The sequence below is a fragment of the Pseudolabrys taiwanensis genome (genome assembly GCF_003367395.1).
In the GTDB taxonomy this organism is placed as follows: Bacteria; Pseudomonadota; Alphaproteobacteria; order Rhizobiales; family Xanthobacteraceae; genus Pseudolabrys; species Pseudolabrys taiwanensis.
The window spans coordinates 2,561,436-2,576,244 of sequence record NZ_CP031417.1; the positions used below are offsets into that span (position 1 = coordinate 2,561,436).

At 63.7% G+C, this 14,809-nt stretch carries 12 protein-coding genes; 9 read left to right on the forward strand and 3 right to left on the reverse strand.

Features of this window, described 5'->3' with window-relative positions; translation table 11 throughout:
* The first annotated feature begins 34 nt into the window (after window positions 1–34).
* Complete coding sequence (locus DW352_RS12285; protein WP_115691603.1) at window positions 35–415, forward strand: hypothetical protein; 381 nt, start codon at window positions 35–37, stop codon at window positions 413–415.
* A 29-nt stretch (window positions 416–444) separates the two neighbouring features.
* Here the strand turns inward: DW352_RS12285 and DW352_RS27640 are convergent, their stop codons facing one another.
* Entirely contained in the window at window positions 445–3,171 is a 2,727-nt protein-coding gene (locus DW352_RS27640; RefSeq protein ID WP_115691604.1) for a benzoate-CoA ligase family protein, read from the reverse strand.
* A 231-nt stretch (window positions 3,172–3,402) separates the two neighbouring features.
* On the opposite strand from DW352_RS27640, the gene DW352_RS12295 reads away from it, so the two are divergent.
* From DW352_RS12295 to DW352_RS12325, 7 genes are all read left to right on the forward strand, one after another.
* Window positions 3,403–4,209, forward strand: coding sequence for an IclR family transcriptional regulator (locus DW352_RS12295; protein WP_115691605.1), 807 nt, complete (start codon window positions 3,403–3,405; stop codon window positions 4,207–4,209).
* 214 nt (window positions 4,210–4,423) lie between these two features.
* Window positions 4,424–6,133, forward strand: a complete 1,710-nt coding sequence (locus DW352_RS12300; protein ID WP_162826924.1) for a diguanylate cyclase domain-containing protein — start codon at window positions 4,424–4,426, stop codon at window positions 6,131–6,133.
* Between the two features lie 690 nt (window positions 6,134–6,823).
* The gene (locus DW352_RS12305; protein ID WP_245434421.1) at window positions 6,824–7,543 is read left to right on the forward strand and encodes a GntR family transcriptional regulator; all 720 of its coding nucleotides are present in this window, start codon (window positions 6,824–6,826) and stop codon (window positions 7,541–7,543) included.
* A gap of 436 nt (window positions 7,544–7,979) precedes the next feature.
* On the forward strand, window positions 7,980–8,852 hold the full coding sequence (locus DW352_RS12310; RefSeq protein ID WP_115691608.1) for a branched-chain amino acid ABC transporter permease: 873 nt from the start codon (window positions 7,980–7,982) through the stop codon (window positions 8,850–8,852).
* Window positions 8,849–9,883, forward strand: coding sequence for a branched-chain amino acid ABC transporter permease (locus DW352_RS12315; protein WP_115691609.1), 1,035 nt, complete (start codon window positions 8,849–8,851; stop codon window positions 9,881–9,883). The genes DW352_RS12310 and DW352_RS12315 overlap by 4 nt, the downstream gene beginning before the upstream one ends.
* Window positions 9,880–10,692: an ABC transporter ATP-binding protein gene (locus tag DW352_RS12320; protein ID WP_245434422.1), complete on the forward strand. Its 813-nt coding sequence runs from the start codon at window positions 9,880–9,882 to the stop codon at window positions 10,690–10,692. The genes DW352_RS12315 and DW352_RS12320 overlap by 4 nt, the downstream gene beginning before the upstream one ends.
* Window positions 10,676–11,389: an ABC transporter ATP-binding protein gene (locus tag DW352_RS12325; RefSeq protein ID WP_115691610.1), complete on the forward strand. Its 714-nt coding sequence runs from the start codon at window positions 10,676–10,678 to the stop codon at window positions 11,387–11,389. Before DW352_RS12320 ends, DW352_RS12325 begins: the two co-directional genes overlap by 17 nt.
* Window positions 11,390–11,486: 97 nt before the next feature.
* On the opposite strand, the gene DW352_RS12330 is transcribed toward DW352_RS12325, so the two are convergent.
* Window positions 11,487–12,518, reverse strand: coding sequence for an aromatic ring-hydroxylating dioxygenase subunit alpha (locus DW352_RS12330; protein WP_115691611.1), 1,032 nt, complete (start codon window positions 12,516–12,518; stop codon window positions 11,487–11,489).
* Window positions 12,519–12,564: 46 nt separating this feature from the next.
* On the reverse strand, window positions 12,565–13,320 hold the full coding sequence (locus tag DW352_RS12335; protein WP_115691612.1) for an SDR family NAD(P)-dependent oxidoreductase: 756 nt from the start codon (window positions 13,318–13,320) through the stop codon (window positions 12,565–12,567).
* A gap of 270 nt (window positions 13,321–13,590) precedes the next feature.
* On the opposite strand from DW352_RS12335, the gene DW352_RS12340 reads away from it, so the two are divergent.
* A complete protein-coding gene (locus DW352_RS12340; RefSeq protein WP_115694383.1) occupies window positions 13,591–14,745 on the forward strand; it encodes an ABC transporter substrate-binding protein in 1,155 nt (384 codons plus the stop codon).
* The last annotated feature ends 64 nt before the right edge of the window (window positions 14,746–14,809 follow it).

Here is a 14,809-nt window from a genome sequence, read left to right on the forward strand (position 1 = left end):
CGACCGTTTCACGTCTCACAGGAGGATGTTCTAGATGACCAAGATCGGATGCGCGCTTGCCCTCGTCGCCGCTCTTTCGACCGCGGCGTTGGCGCAGCATAAGCACGGCGCCACCGGCCCTCATGGCGGGCCGATGGAGGACGTCGCCGGCGTTCACGCCGAGCTCGTCGCCTCCGGCACGGCCCTCGCCATCAATATCGTCGATGAGGACGGCAAGCCGGTCAAATCCGCCGGCTATTCCGCCTCGGCGCTGATCGTCACCGGCAATCAGCGCGAGACGGTCAAGCTGGAGCCTGCCGGCGAGTCCGCGCTGAAGGCGACGCTGAAGACCCCCGTTGCCGCCGACACGCAGGTGACGCTGATGCTGAAGACGGCGGACGGCAAGTCCGGCCAGGCCCGATTCAAGGTGAAGTAGTCCCTCGTTCGCAACTCAGGGCGCTGCGCTCACTTGCGCAGCGCCTGCCGGTCGATCTTGCCCGTGCCCGTCTTGGGCAGTTCCGCCACATATTCGATGATGCGCGGGTATTTGAACGGCGTCAGCATCGACCGCACATGTGCGCGCAATATCTCGCTTTGCGCCTCGTCGCCGGTGCGGCCTTCCCTCAAATGCACCACCGCACGCAAGGTCATGCGGCGATCGGGCAACTCGTGCGCCAGGACCGCGCATTCGTGCACGTCCGCGTGCTCGTTAAGGCATCGCTCCACTTCGAGCGGCCACACCCATTGGCCCGACACCTTGATCAGATCGTCGGCACGGCCCTGGAAGTAGTAGTAGCCGTCTTTCTCGACGAAGCGGTCGCCGGTGTACAGCCAATCGCCGCGCATCGTCTCGCGCGTCTTGTCGGGACGATTCCAGTAACGCGGCGCCGAGGAATGACCGCGCACGAGCATCACCCCCTCCTCGCCGGGCGCCGCGGGCTTGCCGTCGGGCGTCTCGAGCCGGATCTCATAGCCCGGCACCCACGCCCCGGCCGCGCCGATGCGATGGTCGTCATGCGTGTTGGACACATAGACGTGCAGCATCTCCGTCGAGCCGAGCCCTTCCGTCGGACCGTGCCCGGCCAGGCTCTTCCAGGCGTTGTAGACATCTTCCGACAGAACTTCGGCGGCGGACATCGATTGCCGCAACGACGACAGATCGCGGCGTTTGACGCCGTCGACCCGCGTGAGCGCCGTATAGAGCGTCGGCAGCCCGAACAGAACGGTGGGCTTGTATCGTTCGATCGTGTCGAGCACCGCTTCGGGCCGCGGCTGCCCCGGCATGAGCACGGTCGTCGCGCCGACGGAGAACGGAAACGTGAACGCATTGCCGAATCCGTACGCGAAGTAAATCTTCGGCACCGAGAAGCAGATGTCGTCTGGCCTGAGCTTGAGCGTGTGGTGGCCGAACGAAGCCTGCGTATAGGCCATGTCGTGATGAAGATGGACGATGCCCTTCGGCCGCCCGGTCGAACCGGACGAGTACATCCAGAACGCCATGTCGTTCGGACCGGTGTCGGCGCAAGCAAGCTGCCGTGACCGGCCGGACAGGAAGTCGCTCGCCGCGACGCATTTGGCGCCCGTGGCCGCGCCGTTGACGATGACGATCTTTTCCAGCGCCGTACCCTTGAGTGTCTCCGCCCCGAAGCTGTCGGCAAGCGACGCTTCGCACAATGCGATGCGCGCCTCGGTATCGTTCAAGAAGAAGTTGAGAACATCCGGCTTGGTTTGGATGTTCAACAGCACCGGCACGAAGCCGGCCCGCACCGCGCCGAAAAAGGCCGCGGGATAAACCGGCGTATCGTCGAGGAAGAAGGGAATGCGGTCGCCGCGCTTGAGACCCGCGGCAATGAAGGCATTGCCCCACCGCGCCGCCTCGGCGGCAAGCTCGGCATAGGTCAGGCTGCCGACCGGACCGATCACGGCAAGCTTGTCCGGGTTACGCTCGATGTTGTCCCACAGGATGGCCGAGCAGTTGGCGTGCGCCGTCCTGTCGAAACCGATCTCCACAGCACCCGGACTGTCGTCGGCAACCGGATCGCTCAGCGCCGCGCCACCCGCCGCGCGCTCGGCCTCGTAGCGCGCCATGAAACCGGGAGCGATCTCGCGCAACCGCGCGACGTCCATGCGGCCCGATCGCGTGAGATAGTCGAACGCGAAGTCGAGCGGCGCGAGGTCCATCTTCTTGGCAAAGGTCTCGTACCAGGTCGCCGACGAATTCGCCGCGTCGACGATCCGCTTGGCGATCGGCGCGCGCTGCGCCTGATAGGCCGCCAAGGCTTCATCGCGATCCTTGTGCGAGGCCAAAGCGCGCACCAGCGCGATCGCGTCTTCCATGGCGAGACGCGTGCCGGAGCCGATGGAGAAGTGCGCGGTGTGCACGGCGTCTCCGAGCAGCGCGTATTTGCCGGCGACCCACTTCTTGCACCAGAGCCGCGGAAACTGCCGCCAGTGCGACTTGTTGGTGATCAGCCGCGCGCCTTCCAGCACATTGGCAAAAATCTCCTGACAGGCCGCCGCGCTTTCCTGCTCGTTGAGTTTGTCGAAGCCGTACCGCTGGAATGTCGGATCGTCGCACTCGACGATGAAGGTGCTGCGGTTCGGCTCGAACCGATAATGATGCGCGTTGAACGCGCCCTTCTCGGTCCGCACGAAGGTTTGCGTCAGCGTATCGAACGGTCGCTCGGTGCCGAACCAGGCGAAATGGTTGTCGAAATACTCCATGGTCGGCTCGAACTGCGCCTCCATCGAACGGCGCACCAGCGAGTTCAAACCGTCGGCGCCGACGATGAGATTGGCGTCCAATTCATCGAGCGAGGCGATCGCATGATTGAAACGAATCTCGACGCCGAGCGCTTGTGCGCGCTTGCGCAGGATCTCGATCAGCTCGAGCCGGCCGATGGCGGTGAAGCCGATGCCGTCCAGCGTCACCTGCCCTTGCGGCAGGTTGAGCGTCATGTTGCGCCACCGCTCCATGTGCGGCGTGACGAGATCGTGCGTCTCTGGATCGTCGGCCTTGAGGAATTCGAGCGCCTGATCGGAGAAGACCACGCCGAAGCCGAACGTCGCGCCTTGCGGATTCTGTTCGGTCACGCGCAGCCGCACCTGCGGCATCAGGCGGCGCAAAAGGATCGCAGTGTAGAGCCCCGCCGGCCCGCCACCCAAGATCTCGACGCTGGAGACGCTTGCCATATGTTCCTCCCAAGACGCTCGACGGCGCTTGCGACGGACGATAATAAGTTTTCCATTATACGCAATGCATTTCATATATTGGAAAACAAGATCCCCTAGGCTATTGATATCCTGTCTGTTTTACTGAGCCCGGCGGGCCTTCGACGAGCGGCGCTGGTCCCGGCGGCGCCGAGTTCCGCCGGCGGGCTGCGCGGCAGCATTGTTGTCGCCTGCAAAGTGGAAGCTTGAGCGATGTCGAAGGCTGAAAAGAAAGCGGGCGCGTCGGGCGGCATTCAATCTCTCGAAGCCGCTTTGCAGATGCTCCAAGCCATGGCCAACCGCCGCGGCCCGGTCTCCCTCTCCGAGTTGGCGCGCGATTGCCGCATGCCGCCCAGCAAAGTGCATCGTTACCTGACGTCGTTCCAACACTACGGCCTGGTCGCGCAGGCGGGACGCTCTGGCAAATACGATCTCGGACCCGGCGCGGTGACGCTCGGCCTGTCGGCGCTGGCGCGATACGACTTCGTCAACCGCGCGTCCGAAGCGCTGCCCGATCTCGCGGCCGAGTCCGGCCTCACCGCTTTGCTTTCGGTGTGGGGCGACCAGGGCCCGACGGTGATCCGCTGGCAACGCGCTGCGTCGCCGACCATCACCTCGATGGGCCTCGGCACGACGTTTCCGCTGCTCAACTCGGCGACGGGGCGCGCGTTTCTCGCTTGGGCGCCGCCGGCGCCATTGAAAGCCATGCGCGACAATGAATTGCGCCGCGCGCGTCAGAAGCCGGCCATCAGTCCCGACCTCATGCCGACGAGCGAAGGGCTGGACAAGCTCATCGGCGATATCCGCACCCGCGGCTTCGCCTCGGTCGATGGCAAATTTATTCCCGGCCTGGAAGCGATCGCCGCACCCATCCTCGACTGGCAGGGCGAAGCGCAAGCGGTCGTCACGCTTATCGGCACCGATCCCGCCATCATCGAACCTGGATCGGATGCGGTGAAGCAGCTCGTCACCTTCTGCCAGGAACAATCCCTGGCCGCGATCAAGCCGGACACGGCGTAGCCGTCGGCGTGCACCTCAACGCCATGATGCGGATGCCAGTGCGGCCGCGCACACCAAGCCGTTGACGTAAGTCAATGTCGACCGGAAGGGGTTCTGGTCACGCTAGCGACAATTCACAGGCAGCAGATGCCGTTTTAGCTCGGGAGGGATGACTCAGCGGCCTCCTCCTCCGCCCGCACTTGTCGCCTTCAACACGGCTCTGGAGTGGACGGCCATGAGCGACCCGGACGAAACCGCACGCGGCGGTTTGCTGGCCAAGCAACTGATCGACGCCATACCGAGCCCCATTGCCTACAAGGACATCCAGGGGCGCTATCTCGGCGTCAATAAAGCGTTCGAAGCCTATTGCGGCGTCAGCCGCGACGCCCTGCTCGGCAAGACCGTCTATGACATCTGGCCCAAGGATCTCGCCGACGGCTACCGGGCGGCCGATCTCGAAGCACTGCAACATCCTGGCGCGCATATCCATCCGGGCGAGCTGGTCTATGGTGACGGAAGCCGCCGCCAAGTCATGTTTCATCGCACGGCGTTTTCGCGCGATGATGGCAGGATCGCCGGTGTCATCGCCATTGCCTGGGACGTCACCGATCGTCTCCGCGCCGAGCGCGACTTGCAGGACGAGTTGCGCTTTGCCGAGCAAATGCTCGACACCATTCCGAGCCCGATCTTCTTCAAGGACAAGAATGGCGAATACCGAGGATGCAATCGCGCGTTCGAGGAATTCTGCGGCCTGAAACGCGGCGATATCATCGGCAAGACGGCATTCGACATTTTCCCTCGCGCGCTGGCCGAGACTTACCAAGTGGCGGATAAAGCACTGCTGGAAAAAGGCGGCGTCCAGGTGCACGACGCCGTCATCCCTGCGGCCGACGGCACGAACCACGATGTGATCTTCCATCGCGCCGTCTTCAGGAAGGAAGACGGCGGCATCAACGGCATCATCGGCGTGTTCTGGGACGTGACCGAACCGAAACGCGCGGAGCAGGCGCTGCGCCGCAGCGAGGAGCGCTTCCGGCGTATCGTCGAAAACGCGCCGTTCGGCGTGCGTCTGACCGATCAGAAAGGAACGATCTATTTCACCAACCGCCGGTTCGCGGAGATGGTCCACTATCCTCTGGATCAGATCGCGACCCTGCAGCAGTGGCGCCTGCTGGCATATCCCGACCCGGCCTATCGCGCGGAGATTAAAGCGGTGGAGGAGAAGGAACTCGAGCACATGCTGGCCACCGGGCAGACATCGTCGCCGGTTCGCGAGGTCCGCGTCACCTGCGGCGACGGCTTGGTGCGCGATATGGAGGTCGTCGCGACGCTCGACGACAACCTCGTGTATTGGGTGTTCAACGACGTCACGGCACGCAACCGGGCCGAACAGGCGCTGCGCGAGGTGCTGCAGGCCGAGGCGTTGCACGACCCGCTGACCGCATTGTTCAACCGCCGCTATCTCGACCAGGAAATCGAGCGCGATTTCGCGCGCGCCGCGCGCGCGCACAAGCCGGTGGCCGTGGTGATGGCCGACATCGACCGCTTCAAGTCCGTCAACGATGCCTATGGGCACGATTGCGGCGACCGGCTGTTGCAAACCATCGCACGCGTCTTGAGTTCACACATCCGCCAGGGCGACACAGCCTCCCGCTACGGCGGCGACGAATTCACCCTGGTGCTGCCGGAGACGACTATCGACGTTGCGCGCCAACGGATCCAGCACATGTGCGACATGATTCGCGACCTGTCGTTGTCCTGCGATGGCAAACCGGTCGGCGCGGTCACCATGTCGTTCGGTATTGCGGCTTATCCGCGGCACGGCGACACGCCGGAAGCGGTCATCAAGGCCGCCGACGCCGCCTTGCAAGACGCCAAGAGAGCAGGCCGGGGCCGTGTGGCGCTGGCGCGCACGCCCACCCCCGACTCAGGCGAGAAAACCTGAACGGCGGCCTCCAAATGAATCCCTTGCTGCCGTGCTCGACGCTACCGACCGCGCCGGGTATCGTGCTCACGCGAGGTCATTCGTGATCGGAACTCTGTCTTCGCCGCCCGCATAGAAGTCGCGGTTCAACCTCGGCGGGGTGACGGGCAATATCCGAGGCACAACATAGTTGCCCCCTCGCACCGCTTGTCTTTTTGGGGCGCGATGCGCGGCGCACGGCGGCGTTGCATCGATCGCCATGGTTGTGACTGGCGTCTCGCGCCTCGGCCGCTCCGCCGGCTGGCAAACAACGGCGCAGCGGCCGCCGGCACGATGGCCGTTGGTCGATAGGGGAACGGCATGGTTCGGCGACGCCGCACGCGGGCATATAGACCGACGCAAAGGCCGTGCTTTCGCCGGTGACGTGCAGAACCGCGATGGGCCGGCGCATCTACGAAACGTCGGCGCAACGAGCGCCGGGCGTCATCTCACGGGCCGCGCTCCTCATCCTGCGCCGCGACCCAACGCGGACGACGCGAATGCCGCCCTGGCAAGCGCTCCTGGCCCGGTTTGCAAATAGTGGTGGGCTGCGCAATAACGGCAACAGGCTGATCGTTCATCACCCGCCTATCGCCCCCTCGCATGCGCAATAAGCAAACCTTCAACTACGATCGCAGCAGAATCCCTCTCTACCTTCAAGTTGCTTCGGTCATGCGCCAGCGCATCGAATCCGAACGCTGGAAGCAGGGAGAGAAGATTTCGACGATCGAAGAGCTTGAGACCGAATTCGGCGTCGCGCGCGTCACCATCCGGCAGGCCATAGAGATCCTGCGTGAGGAGGGCTTGCTGGACGCGCGTCAAGGCCGAGGCACTTTCGTTTCAGGCCGACCGAAGGACAAGCACTGGTTCAATCTCGCCAACGATTTGGAATCCGTCGTCAGTTCCATCAAGAACAACGTCATCCGCATCGTTCATATCGAAGAGAATGCGGAGGCGCCTTCCCTGGAAGAGAACGAAGGCCGGCCGGCGAGCGGATACATATTGCTGCGGAGCGTGCAGTTCAGCGATGGCGAACCTTTCGTCGTCGTCAATCTGCATTTGGCGCGCGACATCTTCGTGCGGGACCGAAAGCGCTTCACCCGGCAGCCCGCTCTACCGCGCATCTTGGAAATGCGGGACATCGCGCTCGCGCACGCTTTCCAGACGGTGACGATCGGTGTCGCCGACCCCGAGACGTCCGAACTTCTCGAGATTGGGCTTGGTGAGCCGACCGCCGACTGCCGGCTGGTCCTGGTCGACGATGCCGGCGTCGCGCTCTATGTCGCCAAGTACAATTACCACCGGAACAGCTTCGCCCTGCGCCGTGATCTGTTGCCGCGCCCGAAGGCCGCAAAGGCCGCACGCGCGCGCAAGAAATCGAAGTCCCGCTGAGGCGGACTTAAAGCGCGGCCGACGCTGCCTGTTTTGGCGTCAACCGCCACGATCGCCTGCCGCACATTGCGCCAAGCGCGAACCTTGACGGTCCAAGACCGTATCATTTTAATGTCCTATAAATAGGATGACTGATCGGTCCGTCGGACAGGTCGCATCCTGCCGAGTGCCAAGCGCCTCTGGCCGCGGCGGAGGACGATCGAATGCGTGTCGATCACGTTTCGCAACGCCTTTTCACCTCTCTTCTCGACGCGGTTTCGAGGCACGACGAGGCACGTCTTGCTGCCACTCGCCGCCTGCGCGACGGCACAGTCGTTGCATGAGCGGCTGAGGTGTTGCCTGGCGAGACCGCGTTGGCCCGCCATCGCAACGCACGGGTCGGAGATGGAGGCTTCGTCTCCGGCCAGGACATTCAATCAGGATTGAGTGAGCGCGCATGGCCGAGTTTCTTCAGCACGCCGTCAACATGCTCATCCTCGGCAGTACGTATGCGCTGCTGGGCATCGGCTTGACACTCATCTTCGGCATCATGCGCATCGTGAATTTCGCGCACGGCGAACTTTACGCCTTCGGCGCCTATTTCGTTTATCTCGTCGCGGCGGTGTGCGGCCTCAACTTCTTCCTGGCGATCCTGGTGGCGATCGCCGCCGGCTGCCTGCTCGGCGCCTTACTCGAAGTCGTCCTGCTGCGCCCGATGCGCGGCGCCGACATCGACACCACGATGCTGATCACCATCGGCGCGATGATCGTCATGCAGAACGGCGAGCAATACATATGGGGCGGCGTCGCCAAGTCGGTAACGACGCCTTTTCCGGCAACGCCTCTGGTCGTCGGGCCGGTCGCCATTTCATGGCTCAATGTCTTCGCCTTTGTGGCATCGCTGACGCTGATCGGCGCCTCCTATGTGCTGATCAACCGTACAAAGCTCGGCAAAGCGATGCGCGCCACATTCCAGGACCGCGACACCGCCTCGCTGATGGGCGTCAATGTCCAGATGATCTACATGGCGACCTTCGCCATCGGCTCGGCGCTGGCCGCGGCGGCCGGCGCATTGCTTGGGCCGATCTACGTGATCACGCCGCAGATGGGCAATATCGCCTCGCTGAAGGCCTTCGCCATCGTCATCCTCGGCGGCCTCGGCAGCATTCCCGGCGCGACAATCGGCGGCTTCATCCTCGCCGGTGCGGAGGAGATCGGCGCCGGCTACATCTCATCCGGCTACCGCGACGCGATGGGCTTCCTAATCATCATCGCTGTTCTGCTGTTCAAGCCGACCGGTTTGTCCGCTCGCGTGGAGCGCATCGGATGAGGCGTTATCTTCCCTTCCTCAGCCTCCTCGCCGCCGCGACAGTGCCGCTGTGGATACAGGATCCCTATTTCCTGAATGCCTTCATCACGACTGGAATCTTCATTATCGCGGCGATGAGCCTCAACCTTTTGCTCGGCTACACCGGGCAACTGAGCCTAGGTCATGTCGCCTTCTTCGGCATCGGCGCCTATACGAGCGCGCTGGTGTCGCTCGGCTTCAACGTCGAACTTTTAGGCGGCATCCGTGTCGTGCACGAGCCGTGGCCGGTCTGGACCGGGATCGTCATCGGTATCCTCGTCGCCGGCTTTTTTGGCTACGTCGTCGGCAAGCTGTCCTTCCGCGTGCGCGGGGCTTACTTTGTGATCGTGACGATCAGCTTCGCCGAGGTCGCGCGCCTCATCGCGCTGAACTGGGTCGAACTCACGCAGGGGCCGCTCGCTCTCAACTCGATCCCGCCGGTGACGCTCGGCCTGCCGGGCCTCGGCTATTACGACCTCTACAGCAAGCAATCCTATTTCTATCTTGTCCTGGCGGTGCTCGCGGTTTCGTATGTGGTCATCAGCCGCCTGGTGAACTCGCGCGTCGGAAGAGCCATGGTCGCGCTCAAGGAGAATGAATCGCTCGCGGTGTCGGTCGGCATCGACGTCACGCGCTATCTGGTGCTGGCGGCCGTCGTCTCCGCCGGCATCGCCGGCGCCGCCGGCGGGCTCTATGCCCACTACCTCAAGATCATCGATCCGGACGTCTTCCTGTTCGTCTACACGGTCACCATGGTCATCATGGTCATTACCGGCGGCAAGGGTACCCTCGCCGGCCCGGTCGTCGGCGGGCTGATCTTCGGCTTCATCCCGGTGTTCAGCCGCTCGTTTCTCGGTCCCGAGCTGCAGTGGATCATCTACGGCATCTTCATGATCCTGATCGTGTTCGTCCTGCCGCAAGGCATCGTCCCGGCCATCGAGAAGTGGTTCGTCTCGCCCAGCCCCAAGCCGGCGGCGCTGCCAGCGCAGGCCCATGTCGTGGAGACACCGTGAGCGCGGTTCACGCCATAGACACCGCGCAGCCGGCGCTGGTCCTCGAACACGTCGCCGTGCATTTCGGCGGTCTGATCGCGATCGCCGACATGTCCTTCACCGTCTATGAAGGCGAGGTGGTGAGCCTCATCGGCCCGAACGGGGCCGGCAAGACCACCGCGTTCAATGTCGTCACCGGCTTCATGCGCCCGACGCAAGGCACGGTGAAGTATCGCGGCACCGCCCTGACGACGTTGAAGCCGCATCAGGTGGCCGAGCTGGGCCTCGTACGCACCTTCCAGCGTAGCAGCGTGTTCCAGACCGTCACCGTGTTCGAGAACGTGATGATCGGCCTCCACCGCCGCGGAGAGTCGCGCCTGTGGGACACTCTGTTGGCGCTGCCGAACGAGCGGCGATCGGAACGCAAGTTGCGCGAGCGCGCCGCGGAGATATTGGCGAGCGTCGGCATCGAGCACCGCGCCCACGACCTCGCCGGCTCGCTGGCCTACGGCGATCAGCGCCTGCTTGGCGTCGCGATGGCGCTCGCCGCCGATCCCTCGATGCTGCTGCTGGACGAACCGGTGTCAGGCATGAACGCGACCGAGACCGGCCGCTTCATGGAACTGCTCGCGCGGCTCCGTCGTGGCGGCATGACGATCCTCCTGGTCGAGCACGACATGCCGATGGTCATGGGCGTCTCCGACCGCATCGTCGTCCTCAACTACGGCCGGATCATCGCCGAAGGGCCGCCGGACGACATCCAGGGCAACCCGGAAGTCATCCGCGCCTATCTCGGCGAAGGAGTGAAGAAACGTGCTCGAGGTTCATAATCTCGTCTGCCGCTACGGCAAGGTCGAGGCGCTGAAGCGCATCTCGCTCTCCGTCAAGCAGGGCCAGTTCGTCGCCCTGATCGGCGCCAACGGCGCCGGCAAGAGCACGACTTTGCGCGCGATCTCCGGCGTCCTGCCATCGGTCTCCGGCCAGTTGCTGTTCGAAGGCAAGGACATCACGCGCTGCTCCGCGCAGCAGATCCTGGCGGAGGGCATCTCGCATTGTCCCGAGGGCCGGCGGGTATTCCCGGAGATGACCGTCGACGAGAATCTCGACATGGGCGCCTACCTGCGCAAGGACAGCGCCGGGGTAGCCGCCGACCGCGAGCGAATCTTTGGCATGTTCCCGCGGCTCGCCGAGCGGCGGCGTCAGGTCGCCGGAACCCTGTCGGGCGGCGAACAGCAAATGCTGGCCATCAGCCGCGCCATCATGTCGAAGCCAAAGCTGATGATGTTCGATGAGCCCTCCCTCGGACTCGCTCCAAATATCGTCGAGCAGGTTTTCGACATCATCGACAATATCCGCAAGGCCGGCACGACCGTGCTGATGGTCGAGCAGAACGCCTATTCGGCGCTGGAGATGTGCGACTACGCCTATCTGATCGAGGCCGGCACCATCGTTCTGTCCGGCACCGGCGAAGAGTTGATCGACAACAAGCACATCCGCGCCGCTTATCTCGGCGGCTCGACGCACTAAAGCCGGTGCCGCCGCTGCGCCGTCACCGGGCTTCGGTCTCGCTCATGACCCGGTGGCGCCGCGGGCGCTCAGCTCTTGCTCAGCGCCACGCCGCTTTTCACGGGCGCCCCGCCGCCTCGGACTCGATCGTCGCGGCAACCATGCGGCGCATTTTCATCGGCGCGGCGTCGATGCCGAGCGTGATGTTCTTGAAGTGCGGGTCGCGCTCCTCCTCGATCTGGATACGCTCCAGCACCACCTTGTCTTCCCGGTAGGCCATGTCGAGGCCGGCGGAAAGAGCCGCATCGATGTCGTGCTCGTCGGTGCGGAAGTTGCGCACGTGGAACCAGTGCTGCAGCACCGTGCGCTCGTCCACCGGCGTCAGCATGTGGCAGGTGAACATCTGAACGCCTTCTGAACGCTTCTCCATGTCGGGAATGGCACCGGCCACGCACGAGCCCATGTCGATCGAGAAGTTACATGGCATCGAATAGGTGTAGTAGTGCCAGCGGTCGACGAGACCCTGTAGCTTGCCGAACTTCTCGAACAGCGGAATGACAGGCCCATTGCGGATCCAGCGCCAGACGGTGATCGTGCTTTCGCCGTAGTCGTTGTTGACCGGCACCGCCGCACCGGCCGGCGTGCCGAGCGTGCTCGCGTGCACGAACGTGACGTGCGCCGGATCGAGCAGGTTGTCACACAGCGACAGGTAATTGCACTCGATGCGCAAGGTGTCGCCCTGCACCGCGTGCCAGCCCTCCTTCCCGTATTGCTCGATGTGGAAGATCTTGGCCGGATCGGCGTTCTTCGGCTCGCCCATATAGAGCCAGACCATGCCGTACTTCACCTGCAGCGGAAAGGCACGGACCATCGCCGTTCGCGGGATGATCTCCTGGCCCGGAATCAAGACGCATTTGCCGGAACAGTCGAAAGTCATGCCGTGATAGCCGCATTCGATGGTGTCGCCCTTGAGCTTGCCGAGCGACAGCGGCGCTCGCCGGTGCGGACAGACGTCGCGCAGCGCGGCGATGTCGCCGTTCTCGAGCCGATAGATGACGATCGGCTCATCGAGCACAGTATGGCGCGTGAGTTCGCGGCCGACACGATCGGCCCAGACGACGGGATACCAGGCCTCGGTGATGTAGGTCATAGGGGTCTCCGTGATCGCGCGTATGGCCCGCCCGGCGGAAGGCCGATCAATGGTAGTAGGCACCGCCATCAACGACGAGCGTCTGGCCGGTGATGAAAGCGGCCTGCGGACCGGCAAAGAAGCTGACCGCGCCGACGACGTCCGCCGGCACCATGTCGCGCTTAAGAGCGCGGCCGCGGACCGAGAACGGCGAGACCGCCGCGGCCAGCGTGGCATTGGCATGGACGCCGTCGCTCAAGGTGAAGCCCGGCGCGACGCTGTTGACGAGAATGCCGTAATCGCCGAGCTCGGTCGCAAGCGTGCGCGTCATCGATACGATGGCGCCCTTAGAGGCGACGTAATGCAGCATGCCGGGATTGCCCTTGAAGGCGACGCCCGAGGAAATGTTGATGATCCGGCCGGCCTGACGCTCCTTGAAAGCCGGCAACACCGCCTTGCAGCACAGGAACTGCCCGATCACGTTGACATCGAGGATTTGGCGCCAATCCGCGACGGTCAGCTCTTCGAACGGCTTGAGCGTCAACGTCGAGTAGATCGCAGCGTTGTTCACCAGGATGTCGATGCCGCCGAAGGTCGCGAGCGCAGCCTCGGCCATGCGCGCGGCGTCCCCCTCGCGCGACACATCGACCGTGACATCCGTGGCTTTGCAACCTTTGGCGTTCAACCTGGCCGCCGCCTCGACGGCACCTTTAAGGTCGGCGACGACGATCGAAGCGCCTTGCGCGGCCAGCGTCTCGGCTATCGCATAACCGATGCCCATCGCCCCGCCCGTGACGATCGCCACCTTGCCCGCAAGGGTCATGCCTTCTCTCCGATTGAATGCCCTACCGACGCTGCAATTTGAGTGCCAGCACGCCGCGTCGTATTCATCCTATTTATAGTATGATGGTCCTTTTGTTCAAGGTACCGCCTTGGCCGCCGCTGCCCAAGATTCGCGCTTACGAGGCAATCGAATGATCATAATTCGCGCTTGCGGCGGAACCCGATCATTCTAACGTTAGACAGATAGGTACATTGCAACGCGCAGAGAACGCATGTGCATGCGTCGCGCCTCGACAAGCGGGAGATCGGAATGAGACGGCGTGTGTCATCGGTTGCGGCCGCAATCGTGTTTGCCAGCATCGGAACGGGCGCGCTGGCGCAAGAAGACGTCATCAAGATCGGTGTCAACGAGCCGCTGACGGGCGTCGTCGCCGCGTCTGGTACGATGGTCACCGCCGGGACGAAGCTTGCCGCCGAGGAGATCAACGCCAAGGGCGGCATCAACGGCAAGAAGCTCCTGCTCGTCATCGAGGACAACAAGAGCAACCCGACCGAAGCCGCCAGCGTCGCCGAGAAGCTCATCACGCGTGACAAGGTGCCCGCGATGATCGGCGCCTGGAGCTCGACCTACACGCTCGCCGTGATGCCCAAGCTGATGGAATACAAGGTGCCGATGGTCGTCGAGACCTCGAGCGCCGACAAGATCACCACCTCGGGTAATCCCTACATCTTCCGCATCAGCCCGACCAACGGCACCGAGGCCAAGAGCTTCGCGCGTTTCGTCAAGCAGATCGGCATCAAGAAGGCCGACTTTCTGGTCGTGAACAACGACTGGGGTCTCGGCGCCGCCTCCGAATTCGGCAAGGTTCTCAAGGAAAACGGCGCCGAAGTCGGCCGCACGCTCAACATGGATGCGGCCGCGCAAGACCTCTCCGCCCAGCTCTCCTCGCTCAAGGGCTCCGACAGCGACACACTGTTCATGACCACAGGCGTCGAACAAATGACGTTGGTGATGAAGCAGGCGCAGGCGCTCGGCATCAAGCGCCGGATCGTCACCACCGGCGGCACATTGCCGGACCAGCTCATCGCGCAAGCCGGCTCCGCGGCCGAAGGCTCCTATCACGACGCCATGTTCGCGCCCTGGTTCCCCGACACGGCCGTCGATCCGGCGGCGGCGAAAACCTTTATCGCCGCCTGGACGAAGGCCGGCCTGCCGCCGGGCGGCATGCCGGAAGGCGCCCGCGGCTACGATGCCGTCTACGTTCTCGCCAAGGCCATCGAGAAAGCCGGCGCAGCAGATTCTGACAAGATCCGCGCGGCGCTGTGGGAAATCACCTATCCGGGCCTGACCGGCAACATCAAGTTCGAGAAGGTCGGCCCGGCCGGCAAGGAAAGCGGCCAGAGCCCGGCCGTCACTCATCTGGTCAAGATCGAGGGCGGCAAGGTCGAGCTCGTCAGCAAATAGCGCGGAAGCCGCGTCGTCAGCCTCACGACAGCAGCACTTGAACAACGAAACGGCGGCCTCGCGT

Excerpts from the sequence above, each read along its gene's own strand:
- DW352_RS12285 (WP_115691603.1), top strand. The coding sequence starts at position 35 with ATGACCAAGATCGGATGCGCGCTTGCCCTCGTCGCCGCTCTTTCGACC.
- DW352_RS27640 (WP_115691604.1), bottom strand. The coding sequence starts at position 3,171 with ATGGCAAGCGTCTCCAGCGTCGAGATCTTGGGTGGCGGGCCGGCGGGG.
- DW352_RS12295 (WP_115691605.1), top strand. The coding sequence starts at position 3,403 with ATGTCGAAGGCTGAAAAGAAAGCGGGCGCGTCGGGCGGCATTCAATCT.
- DW352_RS12300 (WP_162826924.1), top strand. The coding sequence starts at position 4,424 with ATGAGCGACCCGGACGAAACCGCACGCGGCGGTTTGCTGGCCAAGCAA.
- DW352_RS12305 (WP_245434421.1), top strand. The coding sequence starts at position 6,824 with ATGCGCCAGCGCATCGAATCCGAACGCTGGAAGCAGGGAGAGAAGATT.
- DW352_RS12310 (WP_115691608.1), top strand. The coding sequence starts at position 7,980 with ATGGCCGAGTTTCTTCAGCACGCCGTCAACATGCTCATCCTCGGCAGT.
- DW352_RS12315 (WP_115691609.1), top strand. The coding sequence starts at position 8,849 with ATGAGGCGTTATCTTCCCTTCCTCAGCCTCCTCGCCGCCGCGACAGTG.
- DW352_RS12330 (WP_115691611.1), bottom strand. The coding sequence starts at position 12,518 with ATGACCTACATCACCGAGGCCTGGTATCCCGTCGTCTGGGCCGATCGT.
- DW352_RS12335 (WP_115691612.1), bottom strand. The coding sequence starts at position 13,320 with ATGACCCTTGCGGGCAAGGTGGCGATCGTCACGGGCGGGGCGATGGGC.
- DW352_RS12340 (WP_115694383.1), top strand. The coding sequence starts at position 13,591 with ATGAGACGGCGTGTGTCATCGGTTGCGGCCGCAATCGTGTTTGCCAGC.